Consider the following 23,166-nt stretch of genomic DNA (forward strand, 5'->3'; position numbering starts at 1 on the left):
GAATCTCATGCCTTGAGATTCTTGGCTGAAATGACCCTGAAGCCGCCTGACGTGGCGTCCTGCGGGAAGAAGTCCGGCATGACGTAGAGGAACTCGCATCCGTAGACGCGGTAGTGCATGCGCAGCAGCGGATCGCGGATGATCTCTTCCAGCGGCGGTCTTGTGCCGGTCTGGTTCCAGCGGTCGATGGTGGCGCGGAACCGCGCATCGGCCTTGACATGATCATACTCTTCGCCCGAGGAGCCGGCATAGGACGAGCAGCGGCCATCGCCGATCAGCCAGCTGGCGCCCAGGCGGCGGCCGTGGCTCTCCATCTCCTTCAAGAGCCGCACCGCCGTGTTGGAGCCGCGATGGCTCGGCCGGACGCAGAGATTGTAGGCGTAAAGTGCGTAAACCGGCTCGCTGCGCGGCAGCGATGCATAGGCATCGAAATTCCTGGGGAAATCGGCGCGCACCAGCGGATCCTGGCTGGTCTCGGTAAAGCAGATGGTGCCAGCAAGCAGATCGCCATCGATCGCGCCGAACATGGTGTGTCCGAGTGCCAGCCGGTGGCGGATGGTCGTTTCGCTCGCCTGCAGCGGTGCGGCCCAGGCGGCAGCCTCAAGCTCCATCAGCAAAGGGATGTCTTCCAGGTCTAACCGGCGGATGGGTATCGCAACATCGTCTAAATTCATGTGTCGGCTGCCTCGACTTCTAACGCGTTGATGGCGCATGGCAGTTTCTTGCCAATGCGGTTTGCAGCTTCACGGAAACGTCAACCTGTTCTATCTCCTGTTTGACGCATGCCGGATCGAGAACCATTTCACGGCTTTCACAAGCCTGTCTAATTATCATGGTTCCCCTTTGCAATTACATACGGACAACGGAAACGCATGATATTTTACGTCGCGCACCGGGAGCACGCCTACACGCAGGCGGTGGTGCTTCTGTATCACCGGACTGACCTGGAGGCGTGGTTCCGGCTGGTGCGCTACGAGGATGCCGGGCTGCTGCGCGGCGTTCGCGCCGGGGTGGTCATCTGGTCCGACATGGACCGGCTGACATCGGACGAATTGAGCCGCGCGGCCGGCATCAGCGCCGAACTGGCTGACAACACCGGCCTGACGCAGCTCAATCACCCGACCGCCAGCCTGCAGCGCTTCGACCTGCTGCGCCTGCTTCATGCCGACGGCAGCAACGCTTTTCGTGTGTTCAGGCCGGACGAGCTGGAAGAGGCGATACGCTATCCCGTTTTCATCCGCGACGAGACGGGCGCACTCTACAGGGAGCCGCCGCTGCTGCACGACCGGCCGGCGCTGGACGCCGCGATCGCCCGGCTGGACGGTAGCGATCTGGTGCGGCCGATGGTGGTGGAGATGATCGGCACCCCCGGAATGGACGGTTATTTCAGGAAGTACGCGGCGTTTCGGGTCGGCGATACGATCTACGGCCAGCATTGCGCCATGTCGAAATCGTGGTTCGTCAAGAATTCGCCCGAGCAATTGCTGCCGGCGCATATCGAAGAAATCAGGACCTATATCGATACGAATCCTGACGCCAATGCGGTCATGCAGGTCTTCGAAAAAGCCCGCATGCAGTATGGCCGCATCGACTACACTTTCGTGGACGGCAGGCTTGTAGTGTTCGAGATCAACAGCAACCCCACCGTGCTCAGCGACCCGCCGACGCCGTTCGCCAGCTATGACCCCAAGCCCTTTGCCGATCTTCAGGCCGACGCGCTGCTCGCGCTGCCGCAGGCTACCGAGGCGGACTCGCTGGCTGCAATCGACACCGCCCACCAGTCGGCGCTGGCCAAGTTGCGGCGCCATTACCAGATGAGGCGGCTGAAGTTAATGCTGCGAAAAGTGCTCAGGAAGAGAAAATAGGCGCCGCCTCCTCCGCAACCCGAAAGTACACCACGTCACGTTTCGTCGGATCTTGTCACAGCCTGCCTGGAACCAAATCACGGGCTAGATTGTTCAAGTTGGTTACGAATTCGACGCCGCCTGCCGGCTGGGCAAGCGGCGCACTTGAGGAGCTCCCACCATGACCATCTCGTCCAGCTTTCGTTCGCTTGCGGTTGCGGCCATCACAACTGTGTCCGTCAGCGCTGCCAGCGCCGCGCATGCCGATAGCGGCACGATCCGCTTTGCCGTCTACAAGGCGGCCTTCTTCGTCGGCGGTTCCGGCGGCGAGGGGACGCTGACCTTCCACGGCCGCTCCTATCCCATCACGATCGGCGGCGTTTCGGGCGGCTTCGCCTTCGGGGTTTCCAAGACCTATTTCCGGGGCACCGTGCGCCATATCCGCAGGGTGCGGGATGCGACCGGCGTTTATGGCGCGGCCGGCGGTGGCGGCGCGCTCGGCAAGGGGGCGCAGGTGATCGTCATGACCAACGACAAGGGCGCCCAGCTCGAGCTTACCGGCCGGCAGGTGGGCCTGCAGGTGAATGCGGATCTGAGCGGGATGGCGATTTCGTTGAAGTAAGGGGCGTTGCGTCTGGGTGGGCAAGGTCGCCCAGGATGGTGGCAATCAGTAGGTCGGTCCCCCACTCCGTCTCGGCTTCGCCGAGCCACCTCTACCCCCACTTTCGTGGGGGAGAGGAAACGCTAATTTTGGAAGTCGCGGCTTCAAAGGCTTAGGTTCTGCCTCAAGAAAAACTTGGATTTCCTTCCTATGAAAGCTTGGCATTTCCTCTCCCCCACGGACGTGGGGGTAGAGGTGGCTCGGCGAAGCCGAGACGGAGTGGGGGCTGGCGCTGCCGTAGGCGATAGCCTTGCGCTTCTGACGGGTAAGCCTGGCTTGCAGCGCCGGACCGGCGGCACTACTGCCGCCAGCCCCCTACCGCTCCTCCACAATCCGCAAATACGCCGCCGTCACGAACAGCACGATCAGCCCGAACAAGATCCGCCGTGCCCCCTCCGGCATCTGCAGGATGGTCAGCAGTGTTGTCAGCACGGTCAGGATCAGGGCGCCGATGATGGTGCCGGTGTAGCCGCCGCGGCCGCCGAAGATGGAGGTGCCGCCGATGACGGCGGCGGCGACCGAGGGCAGCACCAGCGGTTCGGCGAGCGACAGCGACGGCGCCTTGATCAAGCCGATATAGAGCAGGCCGGTGATGCCGGCGAGCACGCTGGAGGTGACGTAGAGCGCGGTGATGACCTGCCAGTATTGCACGCCCGACAGGCGGGTCGCGCGCTCATTGTCGCCGACGGCGTAGAGCAGGCGGCCGAAGCCGGTGCGGGCGAGCGTGAAGACGATGAGGGCGGCGAGCGGCACGAACAAAAGCAGCGCGTTGGGGAAGCCCCATGTCACGCCGGTGCCGAGCCAAGCCAGGAAGTCGGGGATTTTTGCGCCCGACGCGATCACCGTGCGCTGGTAGACCTGCAGGCAGCCGGTGCCGATCAGGCTGGTGCCCAGCGTCATGATCAGCGGGTGGACGCGGAAGACGCCGACGCCGATGCCATTGACGAGGCCGATCAGCACCGCCGGCATCATCGCCAGGAGGAACGCCACCGCCGGATCCTGGTTGACCACTTGCGTGGCCATGATGAAGGCGCTCATCGTCGCCACCGTGCCGACCGACAGGTCGATGCCGCCGGTCAGCATGGTTATGGTCTGGCATCCCGAGAGGATCGCCAGCGGGATGGCGAATTTGATGGTGTTGGCGATCCAGCGCTCGTTGACGATGCCGGGGCGCAGGACCTGCAGGACTATAACCAGGATGGCGAGCAGGACGATCAGCGGGATGAGCGGGCGATCGGCCATGAAGCGCTTTATGCGGCGGCCGAAGGGGACCGGGGTGATGGCGGTGGTGCTCATGGGGCGGCTCTTGGTGTTGTGTGCTGCGAGGATGGCGCTCTACGGCGCCCCCCTCTGGCCTGCCGGCCATCTCCCCCACTTGTGGGGAGATTGGCAGCTCCAGCGCCTCGCTCCTTTTTGCAACGTTGAAGGCTGGCGAAAGCGGCGATGACAGCTGATCTCCCCCCTCGTGGGGGAGATGTCCGGCAGGACAGAGGGGGGCGCGAAGGAACGCCGACGTCTCTCTGCGACAGCCCTCCCATCATTGCCGCCCCCGCATCGTGATAAACGCGCCGAACATCACCACCGCCACCATGATCAGCCCCTCGATGATGGCGGTGACATTCGGGTCGATGGCAAGCAGCGTCAAATCCGTGCGCACCAGGCGCAACACGAAGACGGCGACGATGGGGCCGAGCAGGCCGCCCTTGCCGCCGCCGAGCGCTACGCCGCCCAGCACCACGGCGGCGACGCTGGCGAGCAGATAGGGGCCGGGGATGGGGGCGCCGATGCCGGTGCTCATGGTCAGCGCCAGGCCGCCAAAGGCGGCGAACAGGCCCGACAGCGCATAGGCGATGATGCGAGTGCGCTTGACCGGCACGCCGGAGCGGAACGCCGCCAGTTCGCTAGAGCCGATGGCGTAGATGGAGAGGCCGAGGCGCGAGCGCCGCAGCGGTATCCAGATGACGCAGAGGCACACGATCAGCACCAGCAGCGCCTTGGGCAGCCAGGCGTCTATGGCGTCGGGCAGGCCGGGGATCGGTACGGTGCCAGAGATCAGCGCCTTCAGCCATTCGGCGATGCCGCCGCCCGGCGCGTCGAGTACCAGCAGGGCTGCACCCTGCAGCACGAACAGCATGGCCAGCGTCACGACAATGTCGGGCACGCGGGTGACGACGATGAGCAGGCCGTTGAGTGCGCCGAGCACGAAACCCATGGCCAGCACGAAGGGCACCACGAACAGCGCGTATTCCTCGCTCGCGCCATTCATCATCGACGCCGCGGTGACGCTGGTCAGCGCCATCATGGCGGCGACCGACAGGTCAATGCCGCCGGCGATGACGACGACGGTCTGCGCGGCGACTGCGAAGGCATAGGGCAGAACGGCTCGGGCGAGCGAGCCGAAATCATTGCTGCCATAGGCCGGCTGGATGATCCTGGTGGCGATGAACAGGACGATGAGCAGGGCGAACAGGCCGACGACCCAGCCTTGGCGGCGCAGGAAATGGCTCATGGCGCGGCCTCCGGCGAAGCCGAAGTGTTCGCGGTCGGATCAGCCAATATGCCGATATCGGCCTTGGCGCCGCGCGGCAGGCCGTAGGCGGCGCGCATCAGCGCCGGCTCGTCGGCCTCCTCGACCGGAAAAATGTCGACGAGGCGGCCGCCGAAGATGACGATGACACGGTCGCAGACGCGCTGCACCTCTTCCAGTTCGGAGGTGTAGAACAGCACCGACTTGCCGTTGCCGGCGAGTTCGCGCAGCAGCTTGTAGATCTCCTGCTTGGTGCCGACATCGATGCCGCGCGTCGGGTCGAAGCACAGGATGGTGCGGGCATCCGCCGCGATCCAGCGGGCGATGGTCACCTTCTGCTGATTGCCCCCGGACAGGCGCTGCACTTCGCCCTGGGCGCGGGTGTCGATCTGCAGCCGCTCGATGGCGCTGAGCACGGTCGCGCGCTCGCGGCGCATGTTGATCGGCCCCCAGTTGCGCAGCGCGGCACTGAAGGGCAGGGCGATGTTTTCACGCACCGAGCGCTGCATGGCGAGCGCCTCGGAGCGGTCGCCCGGCACATAGGCAATGCCGGCGCGGATGGCGTCGATCGGGTGGGAAAATTTCACGGGCTGGCCATCGACTTCGATGGTGCCGCCGGAGGGCCGGATCGAGCCGGCAAGCGCTGCGAACAACTCGTCCTGGCCCTGGCCTTCGAGCGCGACGACGCCGGCGACTTCGCCGTCGGCGAGATCGAAGGAGACATCGCTGAGCTTGGCGCCGACGCGCAGGTTTCGCACCGAAATGCGCGGCCGGGTGGTCGCGGGCGCGGCCTTCTCGGCAGCGCTGCGGGCAGCGACATGGGTTTTGACGATGCGGGTGCCGAGCATCAGCTCGACGATCTTTTCTTCCACGCCCGGCACGATGTCGACGACGCCGACGGTCTCGCCGTCGCGCAGCACGGTGGCGCGGTCGCACAGCGCCGAGATCTCGACGAAGCGGTGCGAGATGAAGATCACGGCGCGGCCCGAATCGCCCTGGCGGCGCACCACTTCCAGCACCTTTTCGGCAAGGTTGGCGGGCAGGGCCGCCGTCATCTCGTCAAGCAGCAGCACGTCGGGCTCGACGGCGAGCGCCCGCGCCAGGTCGAGCACGCGCAGCACGGCGAGCGGGATGTCGCGCGCGGTGTCGCGCAGATCGAGGTCAAGAATGCCGAGCTCGCGCACCCAGGCGCGGAATAGCTCGACCGGCGTGCCGGTGAGCCTGAGGTTGGAGAGAACGTCGAGATCGGGGATCAGCGACGGTTCCTGGTAGACGGGCAGCAGCCCGGCGCGGCGCGCGGCGGCCGGCGAGCGAATGTCGCGCGCCTCGCCGCGGATCAGGATGCGGCCGGCGTTCGCCGGAATGGCGCCTGTCAGGATCTTCACCAGCGTCGACTTGCCGGCGCCGTTGGCGCCCATCAGCGCGTGGACCTCGCCCGGCAGCACGGAGAGCGACGCGTTGCGAAGCGCTGCAACCGCGCCGTAGTTCTTGGCGACGCCGGTGGCGTCGAGGAGGGGGCTGGTGGTCAAATGGTTTGTTGTCAAAATTGATGGTTCCAGAAACTAATGTCGGCGCTCTACGGCGCCCCCCTCTGTCCTGCCGGACATCTCCCCACAAGGGGGGAGATTGGCAGTTCCGGCGCCGCCCCTCGTCTTGCGACGTAGAAAATTAGCGAAAGCCGAGATGACAGCCAATCTCCCCACCTGTGGGGGAGATGTCCGGCAGGACAGAGGGGGCGCCGTAGAGCGCTAGTCTGTGTGACGAGGACGGCCGTTCGCCGTCCTCGCCAGTTCATTCAAACCAGGCTTACTCCCCCGGCCCCTTGCAGGCCACGATCTGCTCCTTCGTGTAGGTCGTCCACTCCGGGATCGAGATCGAGACCGGCCATTCCGGGCTGAGCGACGGGTCGGCGGCTGCCTTCAGCTTGGCCTTGCCTTCGTCGGTGGCGTTGTCCCACAGCTGCGGGTCGACCAGCACGGTCTGCTGCGCCGGCTTCTTGCCGTCGAGGATCTGCAGCGCGAGCGTCACGCCCGCGCCGCCGATCGAGCCGGGGTTGGTGACGGCTGCACCGACGAGACCTTTCACCGAGCTCAGCTGGCCGACGAAGCCGGCATTGTCGGCGCCGACCACCGGCACCAGCGGCGCCTGCGATTCGACCAGCGCGTCGACGATGACGTTGTCGATGCCGGAGGTCCACACACCGTTGAACGGCGTGCCGGTGGCCAGGAACGACAGCATCTGCTGCTTGGCCTGATCCTGCTGCCAGCCGGTGAAGACTTCCTGAGCCACCTTCACGCCGGGGTTTTCAGCCAGCGCCTTCTTGAAGCCTTTGTCGCGATCGCTATCGGCCGAGGCGCCGGCGGCGCCGCGCATGTAGAACACTTCGCCCTTGCCGCCCATCTGCTGGAACAGCCATTTGGCGCCGAGATAGGCATACTGTTCCTGGTTGTTGGAGATGATGTAGGCCGACGGTTCGGTCACCGCCTGGTCGACGGCAACGACGACGATGCCGGCCTTGGTGGCTTCTTCCAGGCCCGCCTTGATGCCGGCGGGATCAGCGGGGTTGACGACGATGGCGTCGACCTTGGCGCTGATCAGATTGCGGATGTCTTCGAGCTGGCCGGCGGCATCGGTGTTGCGGTGGGCGATGTTGAGCTTCGTCACTTCGCCCGAAGCCAGCGCCTGCGCCTTCATGGCGCAGACCATTTCCTCGCGCCAGCCATTGCCCTGCACGGTGTTGGAAATGCCGATCGTGTATTTGGCTTCGGCCGACGACACGCCCATCGATGCCAGCAAGGCAGCGCCCGCAAGCAACGGGACCATGGTCAGTATTTTCTTCATGTCAGTACTCCTCCACATTGTTGTTTTTCGTCTCAGGGCCAGACCCTTCGGCAGGATCGGACCAAGTCATTCACCTCGTCATTTGACGAAGGGGCGCAGCACGTCGCGGGCGAGCAGGAAGCCCCGCTTCACCGCATCGTCGCTGCCTTCAAACCGCCTGTCCTCATGTTCGATGATGACCGAGCCGTCATAGCCGGCGCGGTAGAGGCCGGAGAAGAAGCCGCTCCAGTCGACATCGCCCAATCCCGGCATGCGCGGCACCTGCCAGCCTATCCCGGCGGAAAGGATTCCGCGCTCATACAAACCATCATGATCGATCATCAAATCCTTGGCGTGGACATGCAGCATGTAGGGGCCGAACTCCTTGATGAAGCGGCCCTGGTCGATCATTTGCCAGACCAGGTGCGAGGGGTCGAAATTCATGCCGACCTCGCCGCCCCAGGTTTCGAGGATGCGCCGCCAGACCAGCGGCGAATAGGCGATGTTGTGCCCGCCCGGCCATTCGTCATAACTGAAGATCATCGGGCAGTTCTCGAAGGCGAGTTTTACCCCGTGGCCGCGCGCATAGGCGACGGTCTCGGGCCAGACTTTCAGCGCGTCCTGCCAGTTGACGTCGACGGTCTTCGAGGCATCGCCACCGCAGAAGGTGTTGACCACCGGCACGCCCATATTGGCGGCCAGCACGATGACCTTCTTCAGATGGCCGATGACGGCCTCGCGATGGGCAGGGTCCGGATGCAGTGGGTTGGGATAGTAGCCTAGGCCGGAGACCGTCAGCTTCTTCTCCGTCAGCGAAGCGACGATCTCCTTGGCCTGCGCGGGCGAGGTGGAAGCGGCATCGATATGGCTGGTGCCGGCATAGCGCCGCGTCGCGCCGGAGGTCTTCGGCCAGCAGGCGATTTCCAGCGCCTCGAAGCCGGCCGAGTGCGCCCAGCCGGCGACCTCGCCAAGCGGCGTCTCCGCAAAAGGTGCTGTAAGCACTCCTAGTTTCATTCTGCCTCCCTAGACCCCGACGACTATAATGCCGATTGTTTGGATCGCTTCAACCTCGCGACCTCATCTTGTTCGAGACTGTGCCGGACAGCCGCCATCGGATCGTCCGACAGCAGGTCGCCCAGCGCCGATGTGACGGCCGCGCGGAACGTCCCGTCAACGGCAAGGCCGGGGTCGAATATCCCGTCGATGGCAAGGATGGCGGACACCAGCGCGCTGGCATCGGGACCCGTCGCGTCGGCGATTGCGGCGACCTTGCCGGCATAGGGATCCGACACCGGCCAGCGTCTGCCGAAACGTTCCGAGGCCTGGATCAGATAGGCCATCCAGCCGGCGACCGGCACCGACAGCAGGCCGATGCTCTGGCCCATCGCAAGCCGGTCGCGGATCGGGTTGAGCAGGCGCTGGACGATCTTCTGCGAACCGTCGGTTGCGACCTGATGGTTGCGGTGGCGGATCGCGGTGTTCTTCAGCCGGCCGAGGCTCTGCTCGACATAGGCAAGCGGCAGGATGCCCGGCACCGGCATCAGCGTCGGCACAGTCTCTTCGACCAGCATGCGCCTGATGAAGTCCGACAGCAGCGGGTCGGCCATTGCATCCGATGTGTGCTCGAGACCAGCCAGAACGCCGAGCGTGGCGAGTGCCGTCTGGGCGCCATTCAGCACCCGCATCTTGAGATGCTCAAACGGCGTGACGTCGTCGACAAAGGTGGCGCCGACCAGATCCCAGCGCGGCATGCGGCCGGCGAATTTTTCCTCGATCACCCATTGCCGGAACGGCTCACCGACAGCGACGGCGGCATCGTGGTAGCCGAACCATTGTTCGACACTGTCGAGGTCATCCTGCGTCACCGCCGGCGCGATGCGGTCGACCATGGCCGCGGGGAACGCGACATTGGCCTCTATCCAGCGGGCCAGCCCTTTGCTCCGCCGTTCGGCAAACGTCCGCACGACATTGTTCAGAATAGTACCGTTGGTCGGGATGTTGTCACAGGAGAGAAACGTTATGGGTCGCTCATGTGTGGCCCTGCGCTGCTCCAGCGCCCGCACCAGCAGGCCGGGCACGCTGCGTGGCGTCTCGGGGTTGGCGAGGTCGTGGACGATGTCGGGATGGCCAAGGTCGAGTTCGCCGCTGGACGGGATGTGGCAATAGCCTTTTTCGGTCACCGTCATCGTCACCAGCTCGATATCGGGTGAGATCAGCACGCCGAGCGCCGGTGCCGCACTCTCCTGGCTGTCGACCACCCGGACGATGCTGCCGATGACGCGCGCCTCGATGTGGCTGTTCTCGCGGATCAGCCTTGTGTAGAGCCCGCCCTGCCGTCCCAGCGTGTCGGCAAGGCGGGGCGGACGGATGTTGATGCCGACGATGCCCCAGCGGTCGAAGCGCAGCGAGATGAGATCGTCGGTGTATTCGGCCTGATGGCAGCGATGGAAGGCGCCGACGCCGAGATGCGCCATGCCGGGCGCCAGCATCGTGCGGTCGTAGGACGGTGTCTGGACCGAAGCCGGCAAGCGATCGAGCAGCGCCGGCCCAAGCGTTTCGGTGGAAGCGCTCACCGGTTCGCTCCGATCACCGCCTGCTCCTGGTCGATGACCGCGCCGGTCATCGGGCCGGCGGCGTCGGACAGCAGGAAGACGGCGAGGCTGGCGATGTCGTTCGGGGTCAGCAGCCGCCCGAAAGGCTGCGCGGCATTGGCCTTGTCGAGCCAGCCGGGGCCGTTGCCCAATGTCTCCGCCTGCATGATGCGTTCGGCCGGCGTGTCGGTCCAGCCGACATTGATGCCGTTGACGCGGATGCGGTCGAAGCGGTGGGCGTTGGCGGCGTTCCTGGTCAGCGTCGCCAGCGCGCCCTTGGTGGCGGAATAGACGGCAAGCTCCGGCGAGCCGCAATGGGCATTGATCGACAGAATGTTGAGAATGGCGCCACCTTGGCCGCGCTGCTTCATGTCGGCAATCGCCGCCTGCATCAGGAAGAACGGCGCGCGCGCATTGACGGCAAACAGCGCCGCCCAATCGTCGAGGCTGGCGTCGAGGAAAGAGGCGCGATCGGTCAGGCCGGCGGCGTTGACCAGCGCATCGATGCGGCCGAAGCGCTCGATGCAGGCCTGCGCCAGAAGGGTGGGGGCGTCAGGATCGGCAAGGTCGGCGGCGACGAAGATGGTCGGCGTGCCCAATTGCGAAAGCTCGGCCGCCACGGCCTCGCCACGCGCCCTCTCGCGCCCGGTGACCAACAGCCCGGCGGCACCGGAACGCGCCAGCGTCTCGGCAATGGCGCGGCCAATGCCTTGCGTCGACCCGGTGACCAGAGCCACCTTGCCGTCAAGCCGGATCTCCATTCCTCCTCCCGGGAATAAAGTTTCTATTTTGAGAAATATGGAACGGCAATTCCCGATAGTCAATTGGACCAGTGACGCCTCATTCGTCGCGCCGCGCCGCCACGCCATGGACCAGCGCCATCCCAACGGCGAGCGAGGCCGCCAGTGAGCGGAAGCCGGCAAAGTCAGATTCCACCACTTCCAGCCAGCTGTCCGAGAGCGGGATCAGCGGGCTGAAGGTGCTGTCGGTGACGGTGACGATACGCGCCTTGCGCTCATGCGCCACCGCGACGAGATCGGGCGTGATCGAATTGTAGGGGCTAAACGAGACAGCGAGCACGGCATCCCGGCCGCTGATGCAGCCGATCTGGTCGAGTGCGGAGGAGCCGACATTGTCGACCAGCACATTGCGCACGCCCTGCTGCGACAGTGTCAGGGAGAGATAGGCGGTGACGGGAAAGGCGCGCTTGGAGCCGATGACATAGATCAGCTCGGCGGCCGCCAGCAGCGCCACCATCTTGTCGAAACTCGCGACATCGAAGCCCGCCTCGATGCGGCCAAGCGAGGCCTGCGACGCGCCGACCATGCCGTGCAGGAAATGCAGATTGGGCTCGGTCTCGGTGCGCGGTTCGCCGCGCCCTTCCGGCCATGAGCCCTTGATGTGCTCCTTGAACAGGCCCTGGAAATCGGAAAAGCCGGAATAGCCGAAGATCTGGGCAAAGCGCACCAGCGTCGAGGGCTGCACGCCGGCCTGTGCCGCAACCTGCGCGATGGTGCCGAGCGCGACGTCGCTCGGATGCTGCCACAGGAAGATTGCCACCTGGCGCAGCCGCTTGGGGAAATGCACCGTGCCCGACGACAGCACCGCGCGCAGCTCCTCATAGGTCTGCGGCTGGATGTAGCCAAGCGCGGCCAGCGAGCGTCCGCGCTTGCGCGTCGCCGCCTCGTCGGTGCTGGACCGTCCGGATGCCTTGCTTGCCCCACTCATGATTTCAGGCTAGCGCGATACGATCGTTTTACAATATGAAAATTGGAAATCGTATTCGAAAGCGGTGTGCCGGGAGGAGCTTGAAAATGGTCTACGCAACATCGGACGGATCAGCCGGCAAGCGGCTGCGGGTCGGCATGGTCGGCGGCGGCCGCAATGCCTTTATCGGCGCCGTGCATCGGCTGGCCATGCGCCTCGACGACCAGATCGAGCTGGTCGCCGGCGCGCTGTCGTCGGACCCGGAAAACGCGGCCGCATCGGCCGCCGAGATCGGCATCGCGCCGGATCGCAGCTATGCCGACTATCGCGAGATGGCGCGAACCGAAGCAGCGCGGCCGGATGGCATCGAGGCGGTGGTCATCGTCACGCCCAACCATCTGCACGCGCCGATCGCCACGGCCTTTCTCGAGGCCGGCATCGACGTGATCTGCGACAAGCCGCTGTCGACGACGCTGGCCGACGCAGAAGCATTGGTGGCGCTGGCGCAGGTGAAAAAGCGCCGCTTCGTCGTCACGCTCAACAACACCGGCTACGCCATGGTCCGCCAGGCGCGTGAGATGGTGGCGGCGGGCGCGCTTGGCCGCATCGTGTCCGTGCATGGCGCCTACATCCAGGACTGGCTGACCAAGCCGATCGACGCCGAGGGCCAGAAGCAGGCGGAGTGGCGCACCGATCCGGCGCGCGCCGGGCAGTCGGCGGTGCTGGCCGATATCGGCGTGCATGCCTTCAACCTGGCAAGCTATATCTCCGGCTGTGAGGCCGAGGCGGTGTCGGCCGATCTGTTCACCGCCGTCCCCGGACGCCGGCTCGACGACAATGCGCATGTGCTGGTGCGCTGGACGGGCGGCGCGCGCGGCACGATCCTGGCCAGCCAGACCTCGCCCGGCCACTACAACGATCTCTCGGTGCGCATCTATGGCGACAAAGCCGGGCTCGAATGGTCGGGCGGCCGGCCGGAAGAACTGCGCTTCTCCATCTACGGCGAGGAGACCCGCACGCTGGTGCGCGGCGGCCATGGCTCGACCACTGAGAGCCAGCGCGTGTCGCGCATGCCGGCGGCGCATCCGGAGGGATATATCGAGGCCTTCGCCAATATCTACCGCGACGCCGCCGATATCATTCGCGCCCATCGCTCTGGTGGGGTGGTCGATCCGGCGCGTGCGGCGCAGGTGCCCGATGTGGTGGAGGGCGCGCGCGGGGTGAAGTTTGTTGCGGCGGCGGTGGAGTCGAATGCGGCTGGTGGGGTGTGGACGGCGGCGCGGTTCGGGTGAGGCGAGCTATCCCTTGATCGCCGAGCCGACGATGGAATCGACGAAGAAGCGCTGCAGGAAGACGAACAGGATGAGCGGCGGCAGCACGGCCAGCGTCGCGCCGGCCATCACCAGGCCGGTGTTGACCGCACCTCTGTTGTAGCTGAGCAGGCGGCTCAGGCTGATGACGATCGGATAGGCGTCGGCATTGCCCTGCAGCACGGTCAGCGGCCACAGATAGCTGTTCCAGTGGTAGACGAAGGCGAAGAGGGCCAGAGCCGCGATTGCGGGGGCGATGCTGGGCGCGACGATCTTGTAGAGGATCAAGAACTCCGAGGCGCCGTCCATGCGCGCGGCGTCGATGAGCTCGTCGGGAACGCCGGAGATGAACTGGCGCATCAGGAAGATGCCGAAAGCATTGGCGAGATTGGGCACGATGATGCCGGCGAGGCTGGCGTTGAGGCCGATCGAGCCGACCAGGCGATAGAGCGGGATCAGCGTCACGATCGGCGGCAGGAACATGGTGGCGATCAGCACAGAGAACAGCAGCGACTTGGCGGGGAAGTGGTATTTGGCGAAGGCGTAGCCGGCCATCATGCTGGTCAGCAGGATGCCGGCGGTGGTGATCGAGGCGATGACCAGGGAATTCCACATCGAGCGGCCGACATTGACCACGCCCGACACCTTCTCATAGGCGTCGAAGCTCGGCGTAAGGGGGATCCACACCGGCGGCACCTGCATGCTCTCGGCCGGCGTCTTGAGGCTCGACAGCACCATCCATACCAGCGGGAAGGCCGAGGCGACGGCGACCAGCAGCATCAGCGTCGCCAGCAGAGCCCTGCGGCCCGACGGGCGCCGGCGCGACAGCCGGCTCGACGATCCCGCGCTCATTCGTCGTTCTTCCGGTTGGCGAAGGCAAACAGCGCGCAGACGACGACAATCAGCGAAAGCATCAGCATCACCGCCATGGCCGAACCCAGTCCACCCTGCGCACGCTCGATGCCGACGCGGCGGATGTGGTAGGTCAGCACATTGGTCGAGCCGACCGGCCCGCCCTGCGTGATCAGGGCAACCGGCTCGAACACCTGCACGGCGTTAATGATGGCGATGACGGCGCTGAACAGAAGCGTGCGCCGTATCAGCGGCAGGGTGATGAAGCGGAACTGCTCGAAACGGTTGGCGCCGTCGAGCTTTGCTGCTTCATACAGGCTGCCGGGGATTTGCGTCAGTCCGGCGATCGCCAGCACGGTGAAATAGCCGACCTGCTGCCAGACATTGAGGAAGACGATCGAGATCAGCGCCGAGCGCGGCGACGACAGGAAAGGCTGCGGGCCGATGCCGATAAGGCCGAGCATCTGGTTGAGAGGGCCTTCGCTCGGCGAATAGAGTTTCGACCACACCAGCGCGACAGCGATCATCGGCACCATGTAGGTGGCAAACAGCACCGTGCGCAGCGCCGTGCCGCCGGCGACGTCGCGCTGGTAAACCATCAGGCCGAAGGCCACCGACAGAGGCAGGATGAGGACGACGGAGAGCGCGGTGTAGACGGCTGTGTTGGCGAGCGCGGCCTTGAAATCGCGGCCGACCGAGGAGACCCCAAAAATCTCGCGGAAATTGTCGACGCCGACGAAGCCGGCGCTGGAAAACGGTGTCTGCGTCGACCAGTCCTGGAACGACAGCCAGACGGTGAGCAGCATTGGCAACAGGACGAAGATGCCGATCAGCGTCACGGCGGGCGCCAGCATGATGCCCGCCGAGGCACGGTACCTCTGAATCATTATTTGGCGGCGCGCTCCAGGATCGAAATGGCGTCGGCCTGCGCCGTCGCCTGCGCATCCTTGGCCGAGACCTGGCCATACTGCAACGCCTCGAGCGTCTGCTGCAGCGATTCCGAGAATTCCTGGCCGCCCGGCACCACCGGGAACGGCTTGGCGTCGGTGAGCACGCTGACATAGCCGGAGAGGAATTCCGAGCCGAGCTTGTCCTTGTGCGCCTCGATGTCGGAGAGGCGTGAGGGCAGGATGCCCATCGACATGAGGATATCCGACATCGCGGAAGCGCCGTTCTTGCCGGACTTTGGATTGTTCAGCCAAGCGAGGAAGTCCCACGCCGCCTTCTGCTCGGCGGCACCTGCATTGGCGTTGACCACGGTCATCCAGGAGTAGGAGATCGAATGCGGCTTGTCGCCGCTCGGGCCGACGGGAATCGGCGCCGTTGCAATGTCGGCGAATCTGTCGCCCATGCCGGCCTTCAGCGCGCTCTCCCACCAATTGGCCATGATGATCATGCCGGTCTTGCCGGAGACGAAATTGTCGAGGAAGGGGCCGGTGGTGTTGGCGTCGGCTGTCGCCATCGACGGCACGCTGGCGCCCGACTTGATCAGGTCTTCATAGAGCTGGAAAGTCTCCGCGGCCTGCGGGCTGTCGAGCACCGGCTTGCCGTCCTTGACCAGGTCGCCGCCATTGGAGACCAGCAGCGAGGCGAAGGGGTGGACGACGCCGGCCGCCCAGGAGTTGATCATGCCGAAGCCTTGCTGTCCCGCATCCTGGTTGGTCAGCTTCTTGGCCGCATCCTTGAACTCGTCCCAGGTCTTGGGTGGCGCCGCGATGCCGGCCTGCTTGAGCAGCGCCTTGTTGTAGTTCAGCGCATAGACGTCGATTTCGTTGGGGATGCCGTAGAGCGTGCCGCCGACCGAGGCGGCGCTGGTGATGCCCGCCGGCCATGCGGCCTTGACCTCGCTGGCCACCGCATCGGGGGCGGGCGCGACCAGCTTGTCGCGCGCCAGTTCCGGCAACCAGAGATCGTAGATGCCGCCGATCGTCGGGCCGTCCGCGCCGCCGCCTTGCGAGCGCAGCGTGGTCAGGAGGTCGCCGAAGGGGACGGCGCGCACGGTGACGCTGACATCCGGATTGGTCTTGGCATAATCCTTGGCCGCCGCTTCCAGCAGCGCGACCGTCTCCGGCGACCAGTGGGTGAGATAGGAGATGTTGACCGATTGCGCCCAGCCGGTGGTGGGCAGGATGGCGAGGCCTGCGGCCAGTGCCAGTTTCGACGTCCAGGCAAACGACATTCCTCATCCTCCTATCGGTTCACAATGAGGTTATGACAAGTTAGCGCGGCGACGCAAGGGCTTGCTGGCGAAAAAGTCTCACATGGCACGGTCACAGATTTCTTTGCAGCGCTGGAATGTGGATATTTATCCTTAGATAACAAACGGATGCGGGTACTGCAATGTCGTGAGGGGGCCAACGCCGCCATTCCTGAGGCGCAGCAGACCTCTTGCGAATGCCGCTATGTCATTATAATGACTTTTCCCGAGCCAATGGCTCTCTCACGGCAGGAAATGCCGCGGGACGCCAAGGACAGAGAACAATGGGAGACTGGCAATGAGCATGCTTTCACTTGACCGGCGCGCAGCACTTGGCCTGATCGGCGGCCTTGCCGCCGCCTGCGCCGGCGTCTTCGCCTCATTGCCGGCGCGAGCCGCCGACAGCACGGTGACGCTGTGGAGCTGGCGCACCGAGGACGAGGCAGCGATGCGCCGCATCTTCGATGCCTTCGAGGCGAAGAACCCCGGCATCAAGGTCGCCATCCAGTTCACGCCCGATGCCGACTACCAGAACCGGCTGAGCACGGCGCTGCGCGGCGGGCGCGGGCCCGACATCGCCCAGCTCAAGGCCTATGGCGAATTGCAGCCCTTCGTCGAGGCCGGCTATCTCGACGCGCTGGACGACAGCGTGCCGGAGCTGAAGAACATGGAGGACGCGGCGCTTGGCGGCGCGCGCGGCCGCAGCGACGGCAAGCTCTATGGCGTGCCCTATTCGGTGCCGATGATGGGCGTCTTCTACAACCAGGATATCTTCGCCGCCCAGGGCATCGAGATACCGAAGACCTACAAGGATTTCACCGCTGTCTGCGAGAAGCTGAAGGCGGCCGGCATCACGCCGATCGCCACCGGCGGCGCCAACGGCTCGGCCTGGGAACTGGAGATCGCCGTCGGCGTCGTCGGCCCGACCGTCTATGGTCCTGAATTCTACGACCAGATGATGAGCGGCAAGGCGACCTTCGAGGATCCGCGCTATGTCGCGGCGCTGAAGCGCTTCGCCGAGCTGAAGCCGTATTTCCCCGACGGCTTCGCCGGCATCGACTACACCACCGCCACGCAGCAGTTCATCGGCGGCAAGGCGGCGATGTTCCTCGGCGGTTCGTTCGAGAACGGCAGCTTCAAGGCGCAGAACCCGAAGCTGAAATTCTCGATCTTCCCGTTCCCCGCCGACGATGCCGGGGCAAAACTCTACACCTCGGCCTTCTCCGACGGCTCCTATGGCCTGGTCTCCGAGAGCCAGAACAAGGAAGCCGCGACCAAGGTGCTGGGCTTCATGGCTTCGGCAGAGTTCGCGCAGATGTTCGCCGACGAGCTCGGCTGGCCGCCGGCCCGCACGGATGTGACGGTGAAGGATCCAGTGCTGGCCTCGATGATGGAGATGGCGAAGAATTCGACGCCCTATCTGACGCTGGTCGGCTTCCGCTGGCAGTCGCCGACGGCGTCTTCGGTGCTGCAGTCGGAGATCATCGACATGGTCGAAGGCAACATCGCGCCGGAGAAGCTGGCGGCCGACATGCAGGCCGCAGTCGCCACCTGGTTCAAGCCGAAGCAGTAGGCGCGGCCGGTCGCAAAGCGGCCGGCCTCTCACGGACCAGAAAAGCGCATGAGCACCCTTCGCCGCACCAGCAGCCTTCGCCGCACGCAGCAGCGCATGGCCGTGCTGTTCATCCTGCCGGCGCTGGCGGTCTATGCGCTGTTCGTTCTCTATCCCCTGGGGATGTCGCTCTGGGGCAGCTTCTTCGTCTGGAAGGGGCTGCGCATGGTCGAGTTCGCCGGCCTGTCGAATTTCTCAAGGCTGTTCGTTTTCCCCAGCGGCGCGCGGATCTACGGCGCGCTGTGGCACAACACCGCCTGGTTCTTCGGCATCATGGTCTTCCAAAATGGCCTCGGCCTGTTGTTCGCCTGGCTGCTATTCCTGCGCGACAAGGGTGCGGCCTTCTTCCAGTCGGTGTTCTTCTTTCCGGCGGTGCTGAGCCCGGTCATCATTGGCGCGCTGTGGCGGTTGCTTTTGGCACCGGGTGGCGTCGTCGAATGGGCGCTGAACGGGCTCGGCCTGCACCAGGGCAGCCTGACTGTGCTCGGCAACAGCCACACCGCGCTCGCCATGCTGATCGCCGTCGATGCCTGGAACTGGATGGGCCTGCCGGTGCTGATCTACACGGCAGGTCTGCGGCAGATTTCCGGCCAGATTTTCGAGGCGGCAAAACTTGACGGCGCCGGCAATGCGCGCATGCTGTTCTCGATCGCGCTGCCGCTGCTGATGCCGGCGCTGGGCACGCTGACGACTTTGTCGTTCATCAACACCTTCAACCAGTTCGACCTCGTCTATGTCATGCAGGGCGTGCAGGGCAATCCGAGCTATTCGACCGACACGCTGGTGACGTACTTCTACCGGCTGGCCTTCGGCGCGGAAGGTGCTGTCGGCATCACCGATATCGGTCTGGCTTTGGCGCTCGGCACCGTGCTGTTTTTGATCCTCAGCATCGGCACGCTCATGATGCTGCGCTTCTTCGACCGCCGCACGGTGCAGCTATGAGCGCGCTGGCGATTTCACAAAGACCGGCCATCTCTCGGCAGCTGGCGCGGCTGCCCGGCTGGACGGTGCTGGTCGTTTGGACGGCGGCCGTGCTGTTGCCGCTCTACATCCTCATCGTCTCCTGTTTCAAGACCACGGCCGAGATCTACGACAACAGGCTCGGCCTGCCGCAAAGCTTTGCCTTCGACAATTTCATCAACGCCTGGACGCGCGCCGATCTCGGCCAGAATTTCATCAACAGCCTGATCGTCACGGGCGGCGCCGTCATCCTCACCATCGTCGTCTCGGCGATGGCCGCCTATCCGCTCAGCCGCTACAAGCTTGGCTGGAATGCCATCATGCTCGGCCTGTTCCTGTCCGGCATCATGCTGCCCATCCGGTTGGCCTCGGTCGAACTGTTCACGCTGATGCGCAATCTCGGCCTGCTGGATTCGCTGACCGGGCTGATCCTGGTCTATTCGGCGATCCGCATTCCCTTCGCCGTCTTCATCTTCGCCAATTTCATGCGCGTCTTGCCCTCCGAGTTGGACGAGGCGGCGCGCATGGACGGCGCCGGCGAGGTCCGCATCCTGTTCCAGATCATCCTGCCGATGGTCAAGCCGGCGGTGTCGATCGTGGCAATCTTCACCGCGATCGCGGTGTGGAACGATTTCTTCTTCCCGCTGATCTTCATCTTCGACGACCGCTACAAGACGGTGCCGCTGGCGATCAGCGTCTTCGTCGGCCAGTTCCGCACCGACTGGGGCCTGGTGTTCGCCTCGCTGGCGATATCCATGGCGCCCATCCTGATCATGTATTGTCTGCTGGCGCGGCAGATTCGCGAAGGCGTCGGCACCGGAGGGGGCATGAAATGATCGAAGACAGGATTTATGCGGCGAAATCCATCCTGGTGGTCGGCGCACACGCCTTCGATGCCGAGGTGATGGCCGGGCCGCTGGCGGCCGCTGCCGTCAAGCGCGGCGCCACGGTGACCTTCCTGCATCTGACCATGGGTGAGCAGGGCCATCCGTACCTGGTTCCCGCGCATTATTGCGTGCAGAAGGAAGAGGAAGCGGGCAGCGCGGCGGAGCGGCTCGGCATCGCCATGCGTAGCTTTGGCCTGCGCGACGGCTTCCTGCCCACAGACGATCAGACGGCGCTCGAAGTGGGCGACATCATTCGCGAGCTGAAACCCGAGATCGTCATCACCCATTGGCATGGCAGCTGGCACAAGGACCATCGCGCCGCCGCGCATTTGACGAAGACCGGTATCTTCTTCGCCGGACTGCCGACCGTTGCCAGCGACCATCCGGCGCACACGCCGCAACTGCTGCTGTTCGGCGAGAACTGGGAGGACGATGACGGCTTCCGGCCCGAGCATCTCGTCGATGTCAGCGACGGGTTCGAGGCCTGGCGCGACGCGGTCATGGAGTATGAGCTGGCGCGCGGCCTGAGCAGCTTCCCCTATGTCGACTATTACAGTTCGCTCTACCGGCTGCGCGGCTGCCTGCGTGGCACGCGCCATGCGCAGGCCTTCGCGGCGGCGTCGCATTCGTGGAATGCCGGCAGCGGCCTGTTCTCGCTCCCCTTCGGCAAAGGGTCCGGTCGATGAGGCGGGTACTCGCCATCGATCTCGGCGGCACCAATCTGCGCGCCGCCGTATCTACGGGCGATGTCGGTGCGTTGGAGGCGCTGGGCAGCGAGCCGGCGCCGGCAACCCTTGATGCCTTCATTGCTCGCATCGACGCGCTGTGCGTGGAGGCCGGGCCGGTCTCAGCGCTTGGCATCGCGGTGCCGGGTCTGGTCGAGGGCTCAATCTGCCGCTGGATCCCCAACCTGCCGTTCCTCGACGGCGTCGACATCCAGACGCTGTTTCCCAAATTGCGCGTAGCGCTCGGCAATGACGCACAGATTGCGCTGCTGGCGGAGGCTGTCGAAGGCAGTGCGAAAAACATGTCAGATGCGATCCTGCTCGCCATCGGCACCGGCATCGGTTCGGCGGTGCTGGCCAATGGCCGCATCGTTGCCGGCGCGCATGGCGGCGCCTGCTCGTTCGGCTGGGCCTGCGCCGACGTCAAAGATCATGGCGTGGAGCGCAGCGGCTGGCTGGAGCGCGTCGCGTCGGGCCGGGCGCTCGATGCCCTTGCCGGCCAGATCGGCCTTGCCGACGGCCGTCAACTGATCGCCGCTGCCCAGGCCGGCGAGCTGGCTGCACTCACCTTGCTTGAACTGCCGGCGCGACAGCTCGGCACCGCGCTTGCAGGCGCTGTCGCGCTGCTCGATCCGCAAGCGGTGCTGATTTCGGGTGGTTTGGCGGAGGCGCTGGATGTGATCCGGCCGCCGCTGCTTGCGGCGCTGCGACGTCAACTGCCGCCGCATCTGCGCGGCATCGACGTCAAGGCTGGAAAGTTCGGTCCCCGCGCCGGTCTGGTCGGCGCGGCGCTGGCCGGCGCCGTTGGGCAAGGGTGGAGGCAGGTGCGATGAGCGAAGCAAGCTTTCAGCAGCCGGACCGCAGACGGCCGGAGCCGCTCTGGTATCAGGTCGAAGAGGCGATCCGCGCCATCGTCAAGAGCGGCGAATGGGCAACGGGCGACCAGATCCCGGCGGAGGACAGGCTGTGCGCCCTGTTCGGCGTCAGCCGTATCACGCTGCGCCACGCGCTGCGCAATCTCGAGGAGGCCGGGCTGCTCAGGCGCGAACATGGCCGCGGCACGTTCGTGCGCTCGACCACGCTGGTCGCCGGCACGCGCGAGCTGACCAGCTTTACCCAGGAGATGGGCAATATGGGCGTGGTCGCGGGCTCGCGCCTGCTCGACTGCAGCCTGACCACCGCCAATGCGGCGGCTGCCGGCGCGCTGGAGATCGAGGAGGGCGATCCGGTGGTGCGCATTCGCAGGCTGCGGCTCGGCAACAACGAGCCGATCGGCATCCAGACGGCGCAGCTGTCGGCCGTGCGCGTGCCGGGCTTCCTCGACGCCGGCCTGCTGCAGGGCTCGCTCTACGAGGCGCTGGAGCGCCATTACGGCATCGTGCCGGTGGCCGCGCGGGAGAACTACCGGGTCGGCGCGGTCGGCGCGGCGGACGCCGAACTGCTCGACCTCGCTGTCGGCAGCCCGGCCTTCGTCGTAGAACGCATCACCACCGACGAGCGCGGCCCGTTCGAATTCACCGTCTCGATCATGCGCGGCGACCGCTACGAAATCCGCTCGACGCTGCGCGCCGGACGCGTGCCGCTGAACCCGAGAAGCTGATCCATTCCAGACCGACACATCAAACAGGAGTACCCACGTGTCCGATCTCTACATCCACCGTCTCGCCGCCCTCATCGACCAGGCTGCGAAAGCCAATGAAGAGGCCTTTGGCCAGGCCGCCAGCCACTTTGCCGACTCGCTCGAGGGCGGCGGGCTGGTGCATCTCTATGGCTCCGGCCATTCGGTGCTGCCGGTGCAGGAAGTGTTTCCGCGCTATGGCAGCTATGTCGGCTTCAACCCGCTGACCGACCCGCGCGTGATGTGGCACAATGTGCTCGGCGCCGGCGGCGTGCGCGAGCTTTTGTGGCTGGAGCGTACGGAAAGATACGCCGAAAAATTCCTCGACCACCAGCCGCTCAACAAGGGCGATTCCATCATCATCTTCGGCCATAGCGGCCGCAACTCGTCGGGCATCGACACCGCGCTCTACGCCAGGAAGCGCGGCATCTTCGTCGTCGCGGTCACCAGCAAGAACAATCTGGACAAGCCGGCGACGCACTCGTCCGGCAAGCGGCTGGCGGATGCCGCCGACCTCGTCATCGACACCTGTTCGCCGATCGAGGACGCCATCGTGCCGGTCGAGGGCTGGAGCCGGCCGGTGTCGGGCTCATCGACGGTGCTTGCCATGATCCTGGCGCATGAGCTGATCGCGCGCACGGCCGAGCAGCTCGCCAAGCGCGGCATCGAACTGCCGGTCTTCGCCTCGCCGACCATTGCCGGCGTGACGCTGCACGACACCGACGTCATCTACGGCGTCTACCGCGAGCGCATGCTGGAGGCGCAGCAGAAGCACCTGCCGACCTTCCAGGCAACGATGCGCGGAGAGTGAAAAAAGGGAGGCCCGGCACATGCCGGGCCTCCGACGTCTCGTTC

General features: G+C 65.2%; 22 protein-coding genes. 10 read left to right on the plus strand and 12 right to left on the minus strand.

Annotated elements, in window-relative coordinates:
- Positions 1 to 5: 5 nt before the first annotated feature.
- Positions 6 to 674 carry a GNAT family N-acetyltransferase gene (locus NKJ77_RS02075; RefSeq protein WP_031202403.1) on the minus strand — a complete coding sequence of 223 codons (669 nt, stop codon included), beginning with the start codon at positions 672 to 674 and terminating at the stop codon, positions 6 to 8.
- Positions 675 to 872: 198 nt separating this feature from the next.
- Between NKJ77_RS02075 and NKJ77_RS02080 the strand changes: the two genes are divergently transcribed.
- A complete protein-coding gene (locus NKJ77_RS02080) occupies positions 873 to 1,865 on the plus strand; it encodes a hypothetical protein (RefSeq protein WP_352534099.1) in 993 nt (330 codons plus the stop codon).
- Positions 1,866 to 2,025: 160 nt separating this feature from the next.
- On the plus strand, positions 2,026 to 2,466 hold the full coding sequence (locus NKJ77_RS02085; RefSeq protein WP_023686526.1) for a lipid-binding SYLF domain-containing protein: 441 nt from the start codon (positions 2,026 to 2,028) through the stop codon (positions 2,464 to 2,466).
- Positions 2,467 to 2,820: 354 nt separating this feature from the next.
- On the opposite strand, the gene NKJ77_RS02090 is transcribed toward NKJ77_RS02085, so the two are convergent.
- From NKJ77_RS02090 to NKJ77_RS02125, 8 genes are all read right to left on the minus strand, one after another.
- Positions 2,821 to 3,801, minus strand: coding sequence for an ABC transporter permease (locus tag NKJ77_RS02090; RefSeq protein WP_352534101.1), 981 nt, complete (start codon positions 3,799 to 3,801; stop codon positions 2,821 to 2,823).
- Positions 3,802 to 4,042: 241 nt separating this feature from the next.
- Positions 4,043 to 5,014, minus strand: a complete 972-nt coding sequence (locus NKJ77_RS02095; protein WP_023669686.1) for an ABC transporter permease — start codon at positions 5,012 to 5,014, stop codon at positions 4,043 to 4,045.
- Positions 5,011 to 6,561, minus strand: coding sequence for a sugar ABC transporter ATP-binding protein (locus NKJ77_RS02100; protein ID WP_023714099.1), 1,551 nt, complete (start codon positions 6,559 to 6,561; stop codon positions 5,011 to 5,013). The genes NKJ77_RS02095 and NKJ77_RS02100 overlap by 4 nt, the downstream gene beginning before the upstream one ends.
- 277 nt (positions 6,562 to 6,838) lie before the next feature.
- The gene (locus NKJ77_RS02105) at positions 6,839 to 7,873 is read right to left on the minus strand and encodes an ABC transporter substrate-binding protein (protein ID WP_023704174.1); all 1,035 of its coding nucleotides are present in this window, start codon (positions 7,871 to 7,873) and stop codon (positions 6,839 to 6,841) included.
- Between the two features lie 78 nt (positions 7,874 to 7,951).
- Positions 7,952 to 8,866 carry a sugar phosphate isomerase/epimerase family protein gene (locus NKJ77_RS02110; protein WP_023751383.1) on the minus strand — a complete coding sequence of 305 codons (915 nt, stop codon included), beginning with the start codon at positions 8,864 to 8,866 and terminating at the stop codon, positions 7,952 to 7,954.
- 23 nt (positions 8,867 to 8,889) lie between these two features.
- Positions 8,890 to 10,425 (minus strand): mannitol dehydrogenase family protein, encoded by a 1,536-nt coding sequence (locus NKJ77_RS02115; protein ID WP_023751382.1) that lies wholly within the window; start codon positions 10,423 to 10,425, stop codon positions 8,890 to 8,892.
- Positions 10,422 to 11,204 (minus strand): SDR family oxidoreductase, encoded by a 783-nt coding sequence (locus NKJ77_RS02120; RefSeq protein ID WP_023744114.1) that lies wholly within the window; start codon positions 11,202 to 11,204, stop codon positions 10,422 to 10,424. Before NKJ77_RS02120 ends, NKJ77_RS02115 begins: the two co-directional genes overlap by 4 nt.
- 79 nt (positions 11,205 to 11,283) lie before the next feature.
- The gene (locus NKJ77_RS02125) at positions 11,284 to 12,171 is read right to left on the minus strand and encodes a MurR/RpiR family transcriptional regulator (protein ID WP_023714096.1); all 888 of its coding nucleotides are present in this window, start codon (positions 12,169 to 12,171) and stop codon (positions 11,284 to 11,286) included.
- A gap of 86 nt (positions 12,172 to 12,257) precedes the next feature.
- Between NKJ77_RS02125 and NKJ77_RS02130 the strand changes: the two genes are divergently transcribed.
- On the plus strand, positions 12,258 to 13,442 hold the full coding sequence (locus NKJ77_RS02130; protein WP_352534104.1) for a Gfo/Idh/MocA family protein: 1,185 nt from the start codon (positions 12,258 to 12,260) through the stop codon (positions 13,440 to 13,442).
- A 6-nt stretch (positions 13,443 to 13,448) separates the two neighbouring features.
- Here the strand turns inward: NKJ77_RS02130 and NKJ77_RS02135 are convergent, their stop codons facing one another.
- From NKJ77_RS02135 to NKJ77_RS02145, 3 genes are read right to left on the minus strand one after another with little or no spacing between them, the layout of a single operon-like run.
- A complete protein-coding gene (locus NKJ77_RS02135; protein ID WP_352534106.1) occupies positions 13,449 to 14,312 on the minus strand; it encodes a carbohydrate ABC transporter permease in 864 nt (287 codons plus the stop codon).
- Positions 14,309 to 15,199, minus strand: coding sequence for a carbohydrate ABC transporter permease (locus tag NKJ77_RS02140; protein WP_023698623.1), 891 nt, complete (start codon positions 15,197 to 15,199; stop codon positions 14,309 to 14,311). The genes NKJ77_RS02135 and NKJ77_RS02140 overlap by 4 nt, the downstream gene beginning before the upstream one ends.
- On the minus strand, positions 15,199 to 16,491 hold the full coding sequence (locus NKJ77_RS02145) for an ABC transporter substrate-binding protein (RefSeq protein WP_023698622.1): 1,293 nt from the start codon (positions 16,489 to 16,491) through the stop codon (positions 15,199 to 15,201). The genes NKJ77_RS02140 and NKJ77_RS02145 overlap by 1 nt, the downstream gene beginning before the upstream one ends.
- Before the next feature lie 316 nt (positions 16,492 to 16,807).
- Between NKJ77_RS02145 and NKJ77_RS02150 the strand changes: the two genes are divergently transcribed.
- The 7 genes from NKJ77_RS02150 to NKJ77_RS02180 are packed head-to-tail and all read left to right on the plus strand — an operon-like array spanning position 16,808 to position 23,122.
- On the plus strand, positions 16,808 to 18,082 hold the full coding sequence (locus NKJ77_RS02150; RefSeq protein ID WP_023700928.1) for an extracellular solute-binding protein: 1,275 nt from the start codon (positions 16,808 to 16,810) through the stop codon (positions 18,080 to 18,082).
- Positions 18,083 to 18,130: 48 nt separating this feature from the next.
- Positions 18,131 to 19,063 carry a carbohydrate ABC transporter permease gene (locus NKJ77_RS02155; protein WP_031196540.1) on the plus strand — a complete coding sequence of 311 codons (933 nt, stop codon included), beginning with the start codon at positions 18,131 to 18,133 and terminating at the stop codon, positions 19,061 to 19,063.
- Positions 19,060 to 19,917, plus strand: coding sequence for a carbohydrate ABC transporter permease (locus tag NKJ77_RS02160; RefSeq protein WP_023698619.1), 858 nt, complete (start codon positions 19,060 to 19,062; stop codon positions 19,915 to 19,917). The genes NKJ77_RS02155 and NKJ77_RS02160 overlap by 4 nt, the downstream gene beginning before the upstream one ends.
- Positions 19,914 to 20,654 carry a PIG-L deacetylase family protein gene (locus tag NKJ77_RS02165; protein WP_352534110.1) on the plus strand — a complete coding sequence of 247 codons (741 nt, stop codon included), beginning with the start codon at positions 19,914 to 19,916 and terminating at the stop codon, positions 20,652 to 20,654. Before NKJ77_RS02160 ends, NKJ77_RS02165 begins: the two co-directional genes overlap by 4 nt.
- Positions 20,651 to 21,526, plus strand: a complete 876-nt coding sequence (locus NKJ77_RS02170) for an ROK family protein (RefSeq protein ID WP_352534112.1) — start codon at positions 20,651 to 20,653, stop codon at positions 21,524 to 21,526. Before NKJ77_RS02165 ends, NKJ77_RS02170 begins: the two co-directional genes overlap by 4 nt.
- Positions 21,523 to 22,293, plus strand: a complete 771-nt coding sequence (locus NKJ77_RS02175; protein WP_023683130.1) for a GntR family transcriptional regulator — start codon at positions 21,523 to 21,525, stop codon at positions 22,291 to 22,293. Before NKJ77_RS02170 ends, NKJ77_RS02175 begins: the two co-directional genes overlap by 4 nt.
- Before the next feature lie 37 nt (positions 22,294 to 22,330).
- Positions 22,331 to 23,122: a sugar isomerase domain-containing protein gene (locus tag NKJ77_RS02180; RefSeq protein WP_352534114.1), complete on the plus strand. Its 792-nt coding sequence runs from the start codon at positions 22,331 to 22,333 to the stop codon at positions 23,120 to 23,122.
- The last annotated feature ends 44 nt before the right edge of the window (positions 23,123 to 23,166 follow it).

This window comes from Mesorhizobium sp. M0052 (assembly GCF_040323255.1).
Taxonomy (GTDB): domain Bacteria; phylum Pseudomonadota; class Alphaproteobacteria; order Rhizobiales; family Rhizobiaceae; genus Mesorhizobium.